We start from the raw sequence: 16,789 nt of genomic DNA on the forward strand, positions 1-16,789 counted from the left end.
GTCCTCGGGTCAGGTCGGGAAATGCTGTTTTAGAAACGTCAGGACGGCGCCGTTGAACAAATGAGGCTGCTCGATGTTGGCGATATGGCCCACGCCCGGCAGGCAGACATAAGCAGCGCCCGGAATGCGGCTGGCCATTTTTTCCACCACAGCGGGCGGTGCGTTCTGGTCCAGCTCACCCGCCAGGCACAGGGTCGGCACGGCGATGTCGCCCAGCGCGGCCAGGCGGTTGAACGAAACGATGGCCGAGAGTGCAGCGCGGTAGCTGTCTGCAGGCACACGGGCCATCAATGCGGCGGCTTCGGCGACGCGCACCGGCTCGGCATCCGGCGCGAACATGGTGGGCACCAGTTTGCCGGCCAGGCCCGCCATGCCCAGCCCCTGGTCCAGCGGCGCAAAGCGACTCTGCAAAAACTGCTGTTGCCAGGCGCCGTCGGCCTTGCCGAAAGCTGGCGAGGTACTGTAGAAAACCAGGCCATGTACTAGCTGAGGATGCAGGGCTGCCAGCTCCTGCGCAAGCATGCCGCCCATGCTGTGGCCCAGCACCACATTGCGCTTCGCGCCCGTGTGTTCGATCAGGGTTTTAAGTGCTTCTGCCAGCGAGGTATTGCTGCAGGACGCCAACGCCTGCGACGCGCCGTAACCCGGCATGTCCCAGGCAATCGTCCGGTAGCCGTGGCTCGCCGGTATCGGCTGGTTGTGCGCCCAGGCCTCCTTGCCCCCGCCCACGCCGTGCAGCAGAAAAACGGCCGTATCGCCCTTGCCCTGCTCCAGATAAGCCGGCAGCGCCATGGCTCAGGCCAGCTCGCCGGTCAGGCGGCCGGCATCCACAACCATTTGCCCGTCCAGGTGCACCGTGCAGTTCCTGAGCGGCAAATCGAAATGCCCCAGCGTGTGGCGCCCGGCCACCTCGTTGGCGCCGGTCGAATAAAGGAAATTGCCGGCAAAGGCGCGCAGCTCGGTGCCGTTGAAATCTTTCTTGTCGTAAAACGCCATGGCATCCCAGCGCGCCCTGGGGTTCATGCCCCAACCCACATGCGAGACCGCATAGGCCTCGCGGTCGCCCCAGGCGGCCCAGTAGCTGCGCATCAGCTCGGCGTCCACATGCTCGCCGGCGATGTCGGTCACGAAGTCGTTTTCGATCGTAAGCACGACGGGCTTCTCGAGGTAACGCTTGAAGGTGAGGTTGACATCGCCCTGGTCCAGCACCAGCTTGCCGTTGACGCTGCCTTTGGCCGGGAAGGCCAGACACAGGCCGCCCGGCCAGTGCGAAATGGTGCCAGGCCGGGCTGTGTAGCCCCAGCCACCGCCGGCTTGCGCCCCGACCAGCGAGATGGAAAGGTCCGTGCCCGCCTTGGAGGTGACATGCATGGCTTTGGCATTCCTGAGCAGCTTGATGCCGGCTTTGACCTTGGGTTCGAGCGCGGGATCGGGCAGGCAGCGCTCGAGGATTTCGGGGTATTCGTTGGACACCATCAGCACGCGCGCGCCGCCTTTCAGAATATCCGGCAGCTCGGCTGCGTGCAGCAGCCCTTCCACCGTCAGGTCGGCCACAAAGGTGCAGGTTGCCAGCGCCTGCACCACCGGAGCCAACTGGCCAATGGCGTCGGATGCGCCGGTCGAGCGCACCGGTACCGGTGCGGTGAGCCGCGGTGTGTTCAGCACCAGGTGAAAGGCCCGCGCACCGAGGCGCGCCAGCGCAAGTTCGGCGAGCCGCACATTGACCGGACGCGACTGCGTTTCGGACAGGATGGCCGCCGTGTCGCCCGCCTTCACGCCGCACAGCGCAAAGGCCTCGGCAAAACAGTCAATCCAGCGGGCTTCGATTCGTTCCTGCAGCATGGGAAAAGCTTTCTTTAAAGGCGCGAGCCCAACGTGAAATACCCGCCCGCATGAAACAGCAGTGGCGCGGCTTCGGACAAGGTGAAACGCTCGACTTCGGCAATGAACAGGCAATGGTCGCCGGCCATCTGCTGCGACACCTTGCGGCATTCAAACCAGGCGGCGGCACCGTGCAGTAGCGGCAGGCCCCAGGCGTTTTCGGCATGCGGCACCCCATCAAACTTATCGGCCTGGGGCAAGGCGAAGCGGCGCGACACCTCCACCTGCGCTTCAGCCAGCACGTTGACAACAAAACGCTCGGCGCCTTCGAACACCGCGAGGCTGGGTGAGCTGACCCGCAACGACCAGAGAATCAGCGGCGGCTCCAGCGACAGGGCCGAAAACGAATTGACCGTGAGCCCGACAAACTGGCCACTGTCTGCGCGGGTGGTCACCACCGTGATGCCCGTCGCAAACTGGCCCAGCGCCGTGCGCAGGACCCGGCTGTCCAGCACGGGCGGTGGGTCAAGGGGAGCGGGGTCCAGCGAAGCTTGCAAGGCGACATTCATCTGCGCATAATATATGAATATTCATGCAATACGCAAGCGCACTCCTTTCACGCCGAGACATCGTATGAGCCGCTCCAGCAAGCCGGCCTGCCCGGCGCCGGCTACCCGGTTCATCGATGGCTATCTGTCTTACCTGCTCGCGCGGGCCAGCCATGTGGTGTACAGCGAGTTCCACGCCCAGGTTCAGGCCGCTGGATTGAGCCAGCTGGAATGGCGCCTGCTGGCCACCTTGTCGGATGGTGACGGCCTGACCATCGGCGAGCTGGCGCGCGAAATCCTGGCGCAGCAGCCGACCCTGACCAAACTTGTACAGCGCATGGAAAAAGCCGGCTGGGTGCGGCGCGGCGAGGACCCGGCCGACGCCCGGCGCACCCTGGTGTTCGAAACAGCGCAGGGCCGCGCCACTGTGGCGGCCTTGCTGGCCCAGGCCAAGGCGCATGAAGACTTGCTGCTGCAGGGCTTCAGCGAACGCGACGTGACCGCCCTGAAAAAAATCCTGCGCACCCTGATCAGCCGCGGCGACGAAGCCTGACGGCGTAACGCCAATTAGTTGACTAAGTCAAGTAATTGGCAGATGATCCGGGGCATGGCATCCACACCTGACACCCGGCGCAGCAGCGTTCCCACAGCCCACGTCAAGGCCCTGCGCGGCTTCAACCGTTTCTACACTCAGCGCATCGGTGTGCTCACGCCCTACCTGGGCAGCGAGCTGTCATTGACCGATGTGCGTGTGCTTTATGAGCTGGCGCATCGCCAGCAGCCTACCGCAACGGAACTGGGGCGCGACCTCGGCCTGGACGCCGGCTACCTGAGCCGCATCCTGCGCCGCTTCGAGTCCAGGCAGTGGCTGACGCGCCTGCCTTCCCCCAATGACGCCCGGCAAAGCCTGCTGCAACTGACCGAAGCCGGTTACCAGGCTTTCGCGCCGTTGCAGCAGCGCTCGCGCGACGAGGCAGCGGCACTGCTGGCTCCGTTGCCACATCCTGCCCGGCAGGAACTGACAAGGGCCCTGGCCACCGTGCAGCGCCTGCTCGATCCTTCTGCCGCGTCCCCCACGCCGGCCGTCGTTCTGCGCGACCCGCAGCCCGGCGACATGGGCTGGGTGGTGCAACAGCATGGCGAGGTTTACGCGCGTGAATACGGCTGGAACGCCGAATTCGAAGCCTTGGTCGCGGGCATCGTTGCCGGCTATGTGCGCGACTACCAGCCTGAGTGGGAACGCTGCTGGATCGCCGAACTGGGAGGCGAACGCGTGGGCTCCGTATTTGTCGTGCGCAAGTCGAAAACCGTGGCCCAGCTGCGCCTGCTGATCCTGGCGCCCGGCGCGCGCGGGCTTGGCTTGGGCGCCCGGTTGACCGATGAATGCATCAGCTTTGCGCGCAACAAAGGCTATAAAAAAATGGTGCTCTGGACCAACAGCTGCCTGGATGGCGCAAGAGCCATTTATGCCAAGCGCGGTTTCACCATGGTCAAAAGCGAGCCCTACACCGGTTTCGGCAAAGAGCTGGTTGGCGAAACCTGGGAACTCCCGCTGTGAACGGCCCGCGGCTTTGACGCGAATCAACCTGGCCCTTCTGGCTGCCGCCGCCACCGGCGTGCAGGTTGGCGCGGCCATCGTGGCCTCCCGTTTTGTGGTTGCAGACGTGCCACCGCTGACCCTGGCCTTACTGCGTTACAGCATCGGGTTTTGTTGCCTTCTGCCGCTTCTTCTCAAGCATTTTCGGGCACTGGCCCTTGATTTACGAGCGCCGGCAGCTATAAAAAGCATAGCAAGCAAAGACTGGCTCGCCATGGCAGCGCTGGGAACGGGCCAGTTTGCAGTGCTGATTGCGCTGCTGAACTACGGTCTGCAGCACCTGGGCGCGGCCCAGGCGGCGCTGATCTTCAGCCTGTTTCCTTTGCTGACGCTGCTGCTGTCCAGCGCACTGGGGCGGGAGCGTATCTCGCCTGCCCTGCTTTTCGGCGTGCTGCTGTCCATCGCCGGCGTCGCCCTGTCGCTGTGGCCCAAGCTCCAGACAGCGCATGCAGGCCACTGGTGGGGAGAAGCAGCAGTGCTGGCAAGCGCCTGTGTCGGGGCCTTGTGCAGTGTTCTTTATCGCCCTTATCTGCAGCGTTACCCGACGCTGGCCGTGTCAAGCTTCGCGATGCTGGTGTCGGTTCTGTTTCTCAGCCTGCTCGCCCTTCAGGAATACTGGCCGGCGCGCGTGATGGCGCTCAGCCTGCAAACCTGGGCTGTGGTCGGTTTCATCGGCGTGTCCAGCGGCATTGGCTACTTCTGGTGGCTTTATGCGCTCAAACACGAATCACCGACGCGAGTGACGGTTTTTCTGGCCCTCAATCCGCTGACTGCGGCCTTGCTTGGAATGCTTTTTCTCGGAGAAGCGCCTGACCGGTGGTCCATTTCAGCGATTTTTTTCATAGCCTTGGGCTTGTGGTTTGCCACCCGCCCGCCAAGTCCGCAAGAATTGTCAGCCCGCCGCGCATAAAGTCCTCCTGGCGTTCGACACCTTCAACCTTCCACCTATTCCCGAGGAAACTCCATCATGCAGGCCATGCACATCGTCCACCAGGATCAAGCCATCCACGTTTTCGGCATCGAGTTGCGCACGTCGAACGACGAGGCCATGCAGACCATCCCGCCGCACTGGCAGCGCTTTTCACAGGAAGCTGTGCCGGCAAACATTCCCGGAAAGATTTCTGACGACGTTTATGCCGTTTACACCCACTTCGACCATGCCGGCAGCAACAACCAGGGGGTTTATTCGCTGATCCTGGGCGCGCAGGTGCATCCGCACACGCCCCTACCAGGCGGATTGGCGCGGGCGGTCATCCCGGCGTCGCGACGCGCGGTGTTTCCTGTCGAAAAAGGCCGCTTCGATCTGGTGGGCGAAAAATGGCAAGAGATCTGGCGCAGAAACGAGCTGCCAAAAACCTTCATCGTCGAGTACGAGCGTTACACCGCCCAAGGCGACATCGACATCTTCATCGGCCTTGACAAGGAGGCCGCGCGCGCATGACCAAGCGTCATCACGACCAGCTTCGGCGTCGGGCATGCCTGTGAGCCGCAGTCACGGCTGGCTGGATTACCAGGAACGCCTGGGCCGGGTGACTGCGTATATCCACGATCACCTTGAGAGCGAGTTGGACCTGGACCGGCTGGCAGAAGTCGCGCACCTGTCGTCCTACCACTGGCATCGCGTTTATCACGCCTTGTACGGCGAGACCATTGCCGCCACGGTTCGCCGGTTGCGGCTGCATCGGGCTTCCGGGTACCTGGCCAACACCACGATGGCCGTGACACAGGTGGCGCGCAAGTGCGGTTATCCCAATGTCCAGTCCTTTGCACGTGCTTTTCGCGTAGCTTTTGCCATGAGCCCGAGCGACTATCGCCAGCGCGGCGGCCATGCGGTTTTTCTGGGCGGTCAGGCACAGCCTGAACTCGCTGGCTATAGCGTGGAAATCCGCACCGTGCCGGTGGTACAACTGGCAGGTTTGCCCCACAGGGGTTCCTATATGCGCATTGGCAAGGCGTTTGAAACCGCCTACACGCAAATGGCTGCCCAAGGCCTGGCCCGCACAGACATGCGTTGGATGGCGGTGTATGACGATGACCCCTTCTCCGTGCCGGAAGCGCAGCTCAATTCGCGCGCAGGTTTGTCGCTGCCGCCAGATGCTACAGCCCGTGCACCTCTTGTACTGTTTGAACTCGGCGGAGGGACCTGTGCCGTGCTCAGACATAAGGGCCCATACGCCACCATGCGCGCCGCATACCAGTGGCTGTACGGTCAATGGTTGGTGCAGTCGGGCTACGAGGCGGCCAACCTGCCGGTCTTCGAGGAATACCTCAACAACCCGCGCGACACGGCGCCCGCAGAGCTGCTCACCGACATTTTCCTGCCGCTGGCAGCCAGGTCAGACCAGCATTGATAAATTGGCAGGCAATGGCCGGGAGATAATTGACCGGCCATGAATGTTTCACCCGCAGCGCCTGCCGAAGACGAAGGGGCCAGACCCCGACCCCGCTCACTCACGGACCTGTTTGTTTCGTTCACCCTGCTCGCCCTGCAGGGCTTTGGCGGCGTGCTGGCCGTTGTGCAACGCGAGCTGGTCGAGAAAAAACGCTGGCTGACCCGCGAAGAGTTTGTCGAGGAATGGGCGGTGGCGCAAATCATGCCGGGCCCCAACGTGGTCAACCTCTCGCTCATGCTTGGCCACCGTTACTTCGGCCTGCCGGGCGCCATGGCCGCACTGGCCGGCATGCTGACCGTTCCGCTGGTGGTGGTGCTTCTGCTGGCGCTGCTCTATGGGCAGTTTGAAGGCCACCCAGGTGTGGCCGGAGCGCTGCGCGGCATGGGCGCCGTGGCGGCCGGCCTGATCACCGCCACCGGACTGAAATTAATGGGGACGTTGAAACTTCACCCGTTGGGCTTGCCGCTTTGCATCACGCTGGCCGTGCTGTGTTTCATTGGCATTGCCTTGCTGCGCCTGCCTTTGGTGTATGTTTTGCTCGGCCTGGGCGTCACGGCCTGCGGGCTCACCTGGCGAAAGCTGGGCCCATGAGCATCGCACTGCAATGGAGTGACTGGCTGGGCCTGTTCGGGCATTTTCTGGTGCTGTCGCTGCTTTCAGTTGGCGGCGCCATCACCACCGCGCCCGACATGCATCGCTATCTGGTCGATGGCCAGCACTGGCTGACCGACCCGCAGTTCAATGCCTCGGTGGCCATCGCACAGGCCGCGCCCGGCCCCAATGTGCTGTTCGTCGCGCTGATGGGCTGGCAGGTGGGCCTGAACGCTGGCGGGCACTTGATGGGCCTGTTCGGCGTACTGGTCACCATGATGGGCATCATGCTGCCCAGCACCACCCTCACCTACCTGGCCGCCAGCTGGGGGCACCGAAACCGCAACCTGCGCGGCGTGCGGGCCTTCAAGCAAGGCATGGCGCCTATCGTGATTGCGCTGCTGATTGCCACGGGCTGGATCCTGGCCAGCGCCAACGTCGTCGGCCTGAAAGACTGGCCGGTGGCGCTGCTCACCGTGGTAACCGCGCTGATTGTCTGGCGCACCCGCGTGCACCTGCTGTGGCTGCTGGGCGTCGGGGCCCTGTTGGGCGCAATGGGCTGGGTTTAAGTCGCATCCTCATATACACGTCGGAGAAGTCCGTGAACAACCTGGCCACCCCGCCCCTGAATTTCTTTGCCGACCTGTCGGTCAATGTGGGGAAACCGCAGGAGGTGGGTGACAGTGGCGAGGGTTTGCGTCGCCTGGTTCCCATTACCGGCGGACAGGCCCAAGGGCAGGAGTGGCAGGCCCGTGTTTTGCCGGGAGGCACCGACTTCCAGCTGGTCACGGCTGCGGGTACCGCCAGGCTGGATGCCCGCTATCTGCTGGAAACCGATGCCGGTGAGATGATTTACGTGCAAAACCATGCCATTCGCAGCGGCCCGCCGGAGCTGATGGCGCGGCTTCTTCGCGGCGAGCCGGTGGATCCTGCGCTGGTTTATTTCCGTTGTAGCCCACGCTTTGAAACCACCGCACCGGCGCTGCGCTGGATCAACGAGCGGCTTTTCGTCGGCACCGGCGCACGCTTGCCTGACCAGGTGCTGATGCGTTTTTACGAAGTGGGCTGAGCCCGCTCCACGCCGCCCGGCCACTCGAGTTCAGGTTGTCCTCTGGCGCAACGCCTCGTACAGGCAGACGCCGCTGGCCACCGACACATTCAGGCTTTCAACCGCGCCGCGCATCGGGATGCTGACCAGTTCGTCGCAGGTCTTGCGCGTGAGCTGGCGCATGCCCTCGCCCTCGGCACCCAGCACCAGGGCCACCGGTCCTTTCAGGTCCACGTCGTATATGGTTTTTTCAGCGTCGTCGCTGGTGCCTATGCACCAGATGTTGCGTTCCTTGAGCTCGCCCAGCGTGCGCGCCAGGTTGGTCACCATGAAGTAAGGCATGGTTTCCGCAGCGCCGCTGGCCACCTTGGCGACCGTGGCGTTGATGCCCGCCGCATGGTCCTTGGGCGCAATCACTGCGTGTGCGCCGGCACCGTCCGCCACGCGCAGGCAGGCGCCCAGGTTGTGCGGGTCGGTCACACCGTCAAGCACCAGCAGCAGCGGAGACTGCTCACCGGCCGCTTCGAGCTGCTCAAGCAATTCGTCCAGCGATTTCACCTGGGCGACTGCGTCCACCCGTGCCACCACCCCTTGATGGCCGTGGCTGCCGCACATTTTGGCCAGGCGGAGCCCATCGGACTCCACCAGCCGGACGCCAGCTTCGCGCGCACGGTCGATGAACTGGCGCATGCGCGCGTCGCGCCGCGCCACATCGAAAAACACCTCGAAAACGGATTGGGGAGCGGTTTTGATGCGCACGCCTACGGCATGGAAGCCAAACAGGACTTTGGGAGAAGATGACATGCTCCGATTATCACTGCTGCACCCTGTGGCCTGACCGCAGGGTGCTTGCGCAGGATGGGCGGTAGCGCTCTGAGCCTAAAATGGTAACTAGACGTTTTTTCTCACTGGAGACGCCATGGGCATTCGCCTCAAATTCAACCTGGTTTTGGTGATCGTATTTCTGGCCGGCTTTGCCGCGGCCGGCTTTATTTCCCGCCAGTTGCTGCAGGAGAACGCGCGGGAAGAGGTGCTGCGCAACGCGCGCCTGATGATGGACACCGCCTTGTCTGTGCGTGCCTATACCGTCGAGCAGGTCAAGCCGCACCTGGACAAGCAGCTCGAAGAGGTTTTCCTGCCCCAAACCGTGCCGGCTTATGCCGCCACGGAAACGCTGCATTACATCCAGAAAAAATACCGCGACTACGGCTACAAGGAAGCCACGCTGAACCCGACCAATCCGCGCGACCGCGCCACCGACTGGGAAGCCGACATCGTGCAGCAGTTCCGGCAGAACGCCGAGTCGAAAGAACTGGTTTCCGAGCGCACCGGCGGTACGGGCCGCATTCTCTACATTGCCAAGCCGATCCAGATTACCAACGCCGCCTGCCTGCAATGCCACAGCGTGCCGTCGGCCGCGCCGGCGAGCATGATCAAGATTTACGGCGAAGCCAACGGCTTTGGATGGAAGCACAACGAAATCATCGGCGCCCAGGTGGTCACGGTGCCCATGGACATTCCCATCCTCAATGCCGACCGCACGTTCAAGGCCTTCATGGCGTCGCTGGCTGCGGTATTTGTGGTGGTCTTCATCGTGCTCAACCTGATGCTCAACTGGTTGATCGTGCGGCCTATCCGCCGCATGTCCCTGGCGGCCGACAAGGTCAGCACAGGTGACTTCGACGTGCCGGAATTTTCGGACGCAGGCCGTGATGAAGTGTCCGTACTCGGCAGTTCCTTCAATCGCATGCGGCGCAGCCTGGAGAAAGCCATGCAGATGATCGAGCGGGGAAACTGAGCCCATGAGCGTGGCCGGCCAGCCTCCGGACGCCAAGCCACCCGCGGCTGGCGTGGATGCGGCCGCCCTGCCCGCCGGCCACAAGGTTTTTGAATACCGCATCGAAAAAATGCTCGGGGGCGGCGGCTTTGGCATTACCTATCTGGCGCGCGACATCAACCTTGAACTCCCGGTCGCCATCAAGGAATATTTTCCCGGTGAACTGACAACCCGCGCCGCGGACCTGTCGGTCCAGGTGCGTGTGCCCGAAAGCGAGCAGCAGTTCCTCTGGGGCCTGGAACGTTTCCTGGACGAAGCACGGGCCCTGGCCTCCTTCCGCCACCCCAACATTGCGCGCGTGCTGCGCTATTTCCGCGAAAACGGTACCGCCTACATCGTCATGGAGTACGAGTCGGGCGACCCGCTCAAACGCTGGCTGGCAAAGCAACCGGCACTGGACCAGGCGGGCCTGCTCAAGGTGATTTACCCGCTGATGGACGGCCTGGAAGCGGTACACAAGCTGGACTTCCTGCACCGCGACATCAAGCCCGACAACATCTATATTCGCGCCGACGGCTCGCCGGTGCTGCTGGACTTCGGCGCGGCACGGCGCTACACCGGCGGACGCGACCTGACCAACATCGTCAGCCCCGGTTTTGCCCCGTTTGAGCAGTACCACAGCAAGGGCAACCAGGGTCCGTGGACGGACATCTATTCGCTGGGCGCCGTGATGTACTGGATGACCACAGGACAAAAGCCACTGGAATCGGCCGCGCGTGTCCAGGACGATTCCATGCCCCGGGCGATCGACATTGGCGATACCGCAGTATTTGGCGAGGCCTTATTGCGCGCCATTGACTGGGCACTGAGTTCGAACGAGGCGCGCAGGCCGCAGAATGTTGCCGAATTCCGGGCGGCGCTGGTGGAGGCACCCACTGTGCAGGCGGCGCCCGCGGCGGCGAGCCGTATGCCCACCGAACCGGGAGCGGGGCCTGACAGCGACGTGCTTGCCTTCGCGGCCAGCGCACGTTCATTCCCCGGCAACAGCGCGCAGAACATCCGCAAGAATGTACTTGGCACCGTGATGTTTCTCGATCTGGTGGCCTATTCGAAACACTCCATCGACCAGCAGGTGGTGCTCAAGGAGCGTTTCAACGAGCTGATCATCAAGGCGCTCAAAGGCGTGCCGGAGGCCTCGCGCATCGTGATTGACACCGGCGATGGCGCAGCCACCTGTTTTCTTGGCGACCCTGAGGAGGCGTTGCAATCGGCCTTGCTGCTGCGTGGGCTCCTGCTGCAGAAGTACGGCCAGATGCTGTCGGTCCGCATCGGGTTGCACCTGGGGCCGATCCGCATGGTGTTTGACGTCAACCAGCGTGTCAATGTGGTGGGCGACGGCATCAACGTGGCGCAGCGCATCATGGACTTTGCCCAGCCCAACCAGATCGTGGTGTCGCGGGCCTACTACGACGTGGTTTCCTGTCTCACCGACAACGCTGCTGGCATGTTCAGTGCGATGGGACCACACCTGGACAAACACCTTCGCTCGCACGAAATTTACGCCGTGCTGGACCCGAAATCACGGCCTGCAGCACCCATACCGGCACGCAACAGCGAGTTTGAAAATACGGCCTCCTTCGCAACGCTGGCCACCTTGACGCCGGAGACCACTGCCGAAATCGAGGCAGAACTCGCGCGCAGCATCGGGCCACTTGCCAAGGTGCTGGTCCAGAAAGCCTTGCCGCGCAGCGTCAGCGTGCAGGGCCTGCGTCAGTTGCTGGCAGTTTCGATTCCCGATCCAATCGCACGCGAGCTTTTTGTGAAACCGAAAAGCAATAAAACCCAACCCATGCCCAATTCCGGCGTGCGCAGCGACTGGGGTGCGCTCAACCCTTTCAGCCGTCCGCGGAGCGACCACAGCCAGCCGGTGAATTCGCGTTCGGGCCCGTCCTCGACCATCTCCTCGCCCCACTTCGACCACGAGCAGTTGGTCCGCCTGGAAAAAGCCCTGAGCCAGTTCATCGGGCCTCTGGCACGCATGATCGTCAAAAGGGAAGTGGCGCGGCATACTTCGATGGAAGCCTTGATCAAGGCCCTGGCTGCCGAGGTGGATCGGCCCGATGATCGTTCAAAGTTTCTGGCTGCCGCGCACAAGCCTTGACCTCTGCCGACCCTCCCCTATTGCTACTCTTTTGATAGCTATTAGCGATCATCAATCAAGGGCAAAGCGCCAATTTTTCTTTAACCGGCAACCACCTGACCGGCTTCAATGGTGATACGCCGCTCGCAGCGGGCCGCAATGCCGGGATCGTGCGTTACCAGCACCAGCGTGGTTCCGAGTTCCTGGTTGAGCTCGAACATCAGCGCCATGACTTTTTCGCCGGTGGCAAAGTCCAGGCTTCCGGTCGGCTCGTCTGCCAGCAAGACAGCCGGCTGCACGACAAACGCCCGCGCCAGTGCTACGCGCTGCTGCTCGCCGCCCGAAAGCACCTTGGGGTAGTGGCCCAGCCGTTCGCCCAGGCCGACACGTTTGAGCATCTCAGTGGCCTGCGCCCGTGCGTTTTTGGCCCCGGACAGTTCCAGCGGCAACATGACGTTTTCCAGCGCATTGAGGTTGCCCATGAGCTGAAAGCTCTGGAACACAAAACCGATTTTCTGGGCGCGCAAGGCCGCCCGGTCATCCTCAGTAAGGGCGAACAGATCCTGTCCAGCCAGTTGCACCGTACCCTGGGTGGGCGTGTCCAGCCCGGCGATGATGGACAGCAGCGTGCTTTTGCCCGACCCTGAAGCGCCGACAATAGCGGCAGTCTCCCTGGGCGCGAGTGCAAAATCAATATCGCGCAAAATGGTCAGGGTTCCCGTCGAATCGCTCACGCTCTTGAAAACATGCTCGACGGAAATAATTGCAGAAGAGCGGTTTTCCGTTTCCGCCGGTGAAGCCGGCGGTACCGAAGAAACAGGAACAACAGGTTCAAACATGCCAGCCTTATCGGATATTTTGGGATTCAAGCGACCTGACTTTACCAAGCCGGGCCTGCCTGCGGGCCTGTTGGGTTTTATGGTCAGTCTTTTTATGCTGGTATTGGCCCCGAACAGCCATGCACAGGCGGTGGGAAAACCGGCCACAGCCGGCACCGGCCCCACCATTCTGGTGGTGGGTGATTCACTGAGTGCCGAGTACGGCCTTAAACGCGGCAGCGGCTGGGTCAGCCTGATGACCCAGCGCCTGCTTGCCGAGAAGATGCCGGGACAAGTGGTCAACGCCAGCATCAGCGGCGATACGACCTCCGGTGGCCGCTCGCGCTTGGGCGCCCTGCTCACCCAGCACAAACCCGGCGTGGTCATTATCGAGCTGGGCGGCAATGATGCCCTGCGCGGCCTGCCCCTGGAAATGACCGAGGGTAACCTGCGCACCATGACGCAGGCCGCACAAAAAGCCGGCGCAAAAGTCCTGCTGGTCGGGATGCAGGTGCCTCCGAACTACGGTGGCGACTATGCGGCGAAGTTCTCGGGCTTGTTCGCAAAAGTGGCAAAGGACACCAAATCGGCGATCGTGCCTTTCCTGCTCAAGGGTGTGGCAGACACCAATGACGCTACCCGGTTGTTTCAGGCTGACCGTATTCATCCCAATGAGCAGGCGCACCCGATGATGCTGGCCAATGTCTGGCCGGAACTGAAAAAACTTCTCAAGTGACGATCGAACGCATCCCGGCCGGGGAGGCCCTTGACCGGCTGAAAGACTTCTCTGCCGTCATCGACGCCCGCAGCGAAGGCGAATACGCCGAAGACCATTTGCCCGGCGCCGTCAACTGGCCCAGCCTGAATGATGAAGAGCGCAAGATTGTTGGCACCCGCTACAAGCAGATCAGCCAGTTCGAAGCGAAGAAGCTGGGTGCGGCGCTGGTGGCAAAAAACATCGCCGCACACATCCAGCGCGAGGTGCTGGACAAACCCCGGGAGTGGCAACCCCTGATTTATTGCTGGCGTGGGGGAAAACGCAGCGGTTCGCTGGCCTTGATCCTGGACCAGATCGGCTTCAAGGTCACACTGGTCGACGGTGGTTACAAGGCCTTTCGGGCAGCGCTGGTGGCCGACCTGTCCCAACTGGCTGCCCGCTACCGCTACCAGGTGGTTTGCGGCCCTACCGGTGCGGGCAAGACGCGCCTGCTGCACGCATTGGCGCAGCAAGGCGCGCAGGTGCTTGACCTGGAGGCGCTGGCCAATCACCGCAGCTCGGTGCTGGGCCTGATCCCCGGGGTGGCGCAACCCAGCCAGAAGGCTTTTGACAGCCAGATCTGGGCAGCACTGCGCGGGTTTGACCCTGCCCGGCCGGTCTACATCGAAAGCGAAAGCAAGAAGGTGGGCAATGTCGCCGTTCCCGAAGGGTTGATTACGGCGATGCGGGCAAGCCCTTGCCTGAGGCTGGACCTGCCCGAGAGCGAGCGGGTGGCCTTGCTGCTGGAAGATTACGATTTTTTCGTGAAAGACATCGGCTTTTTCTGCGAACGCCTGGGCGCATTGACAGAGGCACGCGGCAAGGCCACCGTGCAGGACTGGCAGGCCCGCGCACGCAGCGGCGATGTCGCCTCGGTGGTGCAGGAGCTGCTGGTCGAGCACTACGATCCGGCCTACCTGCAGTCCATACAGCGCAATTTCGCGCAGTACGAATCAGCGCGTGTTCTGGCGCCCAGGTCACATACAACCGCGGCCATGGACGAACTAGCCGCGAGCCTGCTGGCCGCCTGAACCGGCGGCCCAAAAAACAAGGCCCCGGAAAAACAGCTGCCTGTTCCTGCGGGGCCTTGGGCACCAAGGTTGCTATCAAATAAATAGCTAGTAGCGCCCGTAAATCAAGGGCTAATGCCCGATTTCTTTCAAATTTTTCGAGTCATCCCGCCTCAGGACACGGGGTCGGCTGGCGGGGTGGCTTCGCCGCCCTCTTCGCCCGGTGTTTCATCGTCCGGCAAGTCTGGCTTGCCTTCGGCTTTGCGCTTGAGCTTTTCCTCTTTTTTCTTCTTTTTGGCCAGCTCTTTCTGGCGCTTTTCGTAGGAGTAATTGGGAGTTGCCACGGCGTGCTTTCTTCAGGGGAATATGTCCTAACTGTACTGCATCAGGGCCAGCGAGTTCGCAAGGTCGGCCTGCAGGTCGGCAACGGCTTCCAGCCCGATCGAAAACCGCACCAGGCCGCCTTTGAAGGGCCAGGGCATGGTCCGGATGGCCGGCACGTCATACGGCGCGCACAGGCTCATGGGGCCGGCCCAGCTGTAACCGAGCTGGAACAGCTGCAGGTTGTCGCAAAACTGGTCGACCTGCGCCTGCGCATAGCCGGGTTTGAACACAATGCTCAGCAGGCAGGCCGCGGCCGTGCAGTCGCGCTTCCAGAAAGTATGCCCGGGCGAGCCTTCCAGCGCCGGATGCAGCACGGCTTCAACCTGCGGCTGCTGTTGCAGCCAGGCCGCAAGCGTGCGGGTCGCGGCGTCCTGCGCGGCATAACGCAAGGCGATGGTGCCCAAGCCGCGCAGCACCAGCTCGACGTCGTTGCCGCTGACACCGTAGCCCACGCGCATATGGCAAAAGTGCACCAGTTGATGCAGCGCCTCGTCGCGCGTGACGACCGAGCCCATCAACACATCCGCGCCGCCGCTCGGATACTTGGTCAGGGCCTGAACGGAGATGTCGGCACCCAGCGCGAAGGCGTTGAAGGCGATGCCGGCTCCCCAGGTGTTGTCCAGTGCAGTCACGATGCCTTGCGGATGCCTGTCACCGTGCGCTTTGACGGCAGCCACCAAGGCCGGCAGGTCGGGAAACTCCAGGGTGATCGAGCCCGGCGCCTCGAGCCAGACCAGACGAGTTTTGGCACTCAGTTTGGCGGCCAAGTCAGCGGGCTGCATGGCGTCGTAATAACTGGTGCTGACGCCCCAGGCGGCGAGCTCGTGCTGCGCAAAGGCCTTGTTCGGTCCGTAGACGTTGTCCGGAACCAGCACCTCGTCGCCGGCCTTGAGCAGCGCCATGTCGACCAGCACCACGGACGCCAGCCCGCTGGGAACCAGGGTGCAGAAGCTGCCGCCTTCCAGCGTGGCAATGCGCTCTTCCAGCGTGAAGGTGGTCGGCGTGCCATGCAGGCCGTAGGTGTAGCCGGTCTTGTGTTTCCAGTCGCGCTGGCGCAGCGCCGCGACGCTCGGGAAAATGATGGTTGAAGCCTTGTGGACGCCGGGCTGGACCGAGTCAAAGCCGGCCGGCGGCTTGTAGGCGTGGTGGATCAGTTGGGTGGAAATATCGCTCATTTGCCGATGTTAACGGCAGGCGATGGTTAGGGGCTTCCCCTTCAAGCAGGGGCCGCGGATATGGCTTTGCCAGTCCGCAGGCGCAGCGGCCCCCTCGGGGGGCAGGGAGCTACACGAAGTGAGCGACCGTGGGGGCCGTTAAACCTTCCATTTCTCCAGCAATTTCTCCGGGCCCATGCTGTCGTAGCCTTCGAAGGGCTGGTGAATCCACGGATTGGTCGGCAGGAACTCCACCGAATAATCGGGCTGAAAAGTCGACACGCCCTTGGTCCAGATCACCGCGCTGCGCAGCTCGCTGATGGGCTTGTAGTTGTTGCGCAACTGGTGGATCACGGCGTTGAGCGTGTGGCCGGTGTCGGCCAGGTCGTCCACAAGCAGCACTTTACCGGCGATCTCGCCTTTGGGCGTGGTGATGAAACGCGCGATGTCGAGGTTGCCCTGCACCGTGCCGGAGTCGGCGCGGTAGGAGCTGGTGGACATGATGGCCAGCGGCTTGTCGAAGATACGCGACAGGATGTCGCCAGGCCGCATGCCTCCGCGCGCCAGGCACAGGATGGTGTCGAACTGCCAGCCGGACTGGTGGATCTTGATCGCCAGTTTTTCAATCAGGTTGTGGTATTCGTCATAACTGACATATAGGTGTTTGCCGTCTTCCGTCAACATGAAAATGCTCCTGATTCAATAGCTGGCTGCGCCCGACCCTATTGGGCTGGAGCGCGATTTGACTCAA

Annotated in this window: 20 protein-coding genes; 12 read left to right on the forward strand and 8 right to left on the reverse strand. The window is 62.6% G+C overall.

The window, feature by feature from the left end; all coding sequences use genetic code 11:
• Positions 1-9 precede the first annotated feature (9 nt).
• Genes B0B52_RS17130 through B0B52_RS17140 form a run of 3 tightly spaced genes read right to left on the reverse strand, consistent with a single transcriptional unit; the run spans position 10 to position 2,390 of the window.
• Complete coding sequence (locus B0B52_RS17130; protein WP_077594883.1) at positions 10-792, reverse strand: alpha/beta fold hydrolase; 783 nt, start codon at positions 790-792, stop codon at positions 10-12.
• 3 nt (positions 793-795) lie between these two features.
• Entirely contained in the window at positions 796-1,842 is a 1,047-nt protein-coding gene (locus B0B52_RS17135; RefSeq protein WP_077594884.1) for a peptidase M29, read from the reverse strand.
• A 14-nt stretch (positions 1,843-1,856) separates the two neighbouring features.
• Positions 1,857-2,390, reverse strand: a complete 534-nt coding sequence (locus B0B52_RS17140; RefSeq protein WP_077594885.1) for a flavin reductase family protein — start codon at positions 2,388-2,390, stop codon at positions 1,857-1,859.
• Positions 2,391-2,454: 64 nt separating this feature from the next.
• Between B0B52_RS17140 and B0B52_RS17145 the strand changes: the two genes are divergently transcribed.
• The 8 genes from B0B52_RS17145 to B0B52_RS17180 are packed head-to-tail and all read left to right on the forward strand — an operon-like array spanning position 2,455 to position 8,019.
• On the forward strand, positions 2,455-2,922 hold the full coding sequence (locus B0B52_RS17145; protein WP_077594886.1) for a MarR family winged helix-turn-helix transcriptional regulator: 468 nt from the start codon (positions 2,455-2,457) through the stop codon (positions 2,920-2,922).
• A 54-nt stretch (positions 2,923-2,976) separates the two neighbouring features.
• Positions 2,977-3,927, forward strand: a complete 951-nt coding sequence (locus B0B52_RS17150; protein ID WP_139351996.1) for a helix-turn-helix domain-containing GNAT family N-acetyltransferase — start codon at positions 2,977-2,979, stop codon at positions 3,925-3,927.
• 13 nt (positions 3,928-3,940) lie between these two features.
• Positions 3,941-4,876: a DMT family transporter gene (locus B0B52_RS17155; RefSeq protein WP_217349810.1), complete on the forward strand. Its 936-nt coding sequence runs from the start codon at positions 3,941-3,943 to the stop codon at positions 4,874-4,876.
• A gap of 57 nt (positions 4,877-4,933) precedes the next feature.
• Positions 4,934-5,407, forward strand: a complete 474-nt coding sequence (locus tag B0B52_RS17160; RefSeq protein ID WP_077594888.1) for a GyrI-like domain-containing protein — start codon at positions 4,934-4,936, stop codon at positions 5,405-5,407.
• A 34-nt stretch (positions 5,408-5,441) separates the two neighbouring features.
• Entirely contained in the window at positions 5,442-6,317 is an 876-nt protein-coding gene (locus B0B52_RS17165; RefSeq protein ID WP_077594889.1) for a GyrI-like domain-containing protein, read from the forward strand.
• A 39-nt stretch (positions 6,318-6,356) separates the two neighbouring features.
• Entirely contained in the window at positions 6,357-6,950 is a 594-nt protein-coding gene (locus tag B0B52_RS17170; RefSeq protein ID WP_077594890.1) for a chromate transporter, read from the forward strand.
• Entirely contained in the window at positions 6,947-7,519 is a 573-nt protein-coding gene (locus B0B52_RS17175; protein WP_077594891.1) for a chromate transporter, read from the forward strand. Before B0B52_RS17170 ends, B0B52_RS17175 begins: the two co-directional genes overlap by 4 nt.
• Positions 7,520-7,551: 32 nt before the next feature.
• Positions 7,552-8,019, forward strand: coding sequence for a DUF3237 domain-containing protein (locus tag B0B52_RS17180; RefSeq protein WP_077594892.1), 468 nt, complete (start codon positions 7,552-7,554; stop codon positions 8,017-8,019).
• 30 nt (positions 8,020-8,049) lie between these two features.
• Here B0B52_RS17180 and rlmB read toward each other — a convergent pair whose 3' ends face one another.
• Positions 8,050-8,802, reverse strand: a complete 753-nt coding sequence (gene rlmB, locus B0B52_RS17185) for a 23S rRNA (guanosine(2251)-2'-O)-methyltransferase RlmB (RefSeq protein WP_077594893.1) — start codon at positions 8,800-8,802, stop codon at positions 8,050-8,052.
• Between the two features lie 115 nt (positions 8,803-8,917).
• On the opposite strand from rlmB, the gene B0B52_RS17190 reads away from it, so the two are divergent.
• Both B0B52_RS17190 and B0B52_RS17195 read left to right on the forward strand, forming a co-directional pair.
• The gene (locus B0B52_RS17190; protein ID WP_077594894.1) at positions 8,918-9,796 is read left to right on the forward strand and encodes a DUF3365 domain-containing protein; all 879 of its coding nucleotides are present in this window, start codon (positions 8,918-8,920) and stop codon (positions 9,794-9,796) included.
• Between the two features lie 4 nt (positions 9,797-9,800).
• Positions 9,801-11,936, forward strand: a complete 2,136-nt coding sequence (locus B0B52_RS17195; protein ID WP_077594895.1) for a protein kinase — start codon at positions 9,801-9,803, stop codon at positions 11,934-11,936.
• A gap of 80 nt (positions 11,937-12,016) precedes the next feature.
• Here the strand turns inward: B0B52_RS17195 and B0B52_RS17200 are convergent, their stop codons facing one another.
• Positions 12,017-12,754: an ABC transporter ATP-binding protein gene (locus B0B52_RS17200; protein ID WP_077594896.1), complete on the reverse strand. Its 738-nt coding sequence runs from the start codon at positions 12,752-12,754 to the stop codon at positions 12,017-12,019.
• Between B0B52_RS17200 and B0B52_RS17205 the strand changes: the two genes are divergently transcribed.
• A complete protein-coding gene (locus B0B52_RS17205; protein WP_077594897.1) occupies positions 12,753-13,469 on the forward strand; it encodes an arylesterase in 717 nt (238 codons plus the stop codon). The genes B0B52_RS17200 and B0B52_RS17205 overlap by 2 nt on opposite strands.
• On the forward strand, positions 13,466-14,521 hold the full coding sequence (gene mnmH, locus B0B52_RS17210) for a tRNA 2-selenouridine(34) synthase MnmH (protein ID WP_077594898.1): 1,056 nt from the start codon (positions 13,466-13,468) through the stop codon (positions 14,519-14,521). The genes B0B52_RS17205 and mnmH overlap by 4 nt, the downstream gene beginning before the upstream one ends.
• 152 nt (positions 14,522-14,673) lie before the next feature.
• On the opposite strand, the gene B0B52_RS22515 is transcribed toward mnmH, so the two are convergent.
• The 3 genes from B0B52_RS22515 to B0B52_RS17220 form a co-directional block, all read right to left on the reverse strand.
• Positions 14,674-14,844, reverse strand: coding sequence for a hypothetical protein (locus B0B52_RS22515; RefSeq protein WP_168173577.1), 171 nt, complete (start codon positions 14,842-14,844; stop codon positions 14,674-14,676).
• Between the two features lie 27 nt (positions 14,845-14,871).
• Positions 14,872-16,059: a PLP-dependent transferase gene (locus B0B52_RS17215; protein ID WP_077594899.1), complete on the reverse strand. Its 1,188-nt coding sequence runs from the start codon at positions 16,057-16,059 to the stop codon at positions 14,872-14,874.
• 138 nt (positions 16,060-16,197) lie between these two features.
• On the reverse strand, positions 16,198-16,722 hold the full coding sequence (locus B0B52_RS17220) for a phosphoribosyltransferase (RefSeq protein ID WP_077594900.1): 525 nt from the start codon (positions 16,720-16,722) through the stop codon (positions 16,198-16,200).
• Between the last annotated feature and the right edge of the window lie 67 nt (positions 16,723-16,789).

This window comes from Polaromonas sp. A23, assembly GCF_002001015.1.
In the GTDB taxonomy this organism is placed as follows: Bacteria; Pseudomonadota; Gammaproteobacteria; order Burkholderiales; family Burkholderiaceae_C; genus Polaromonas.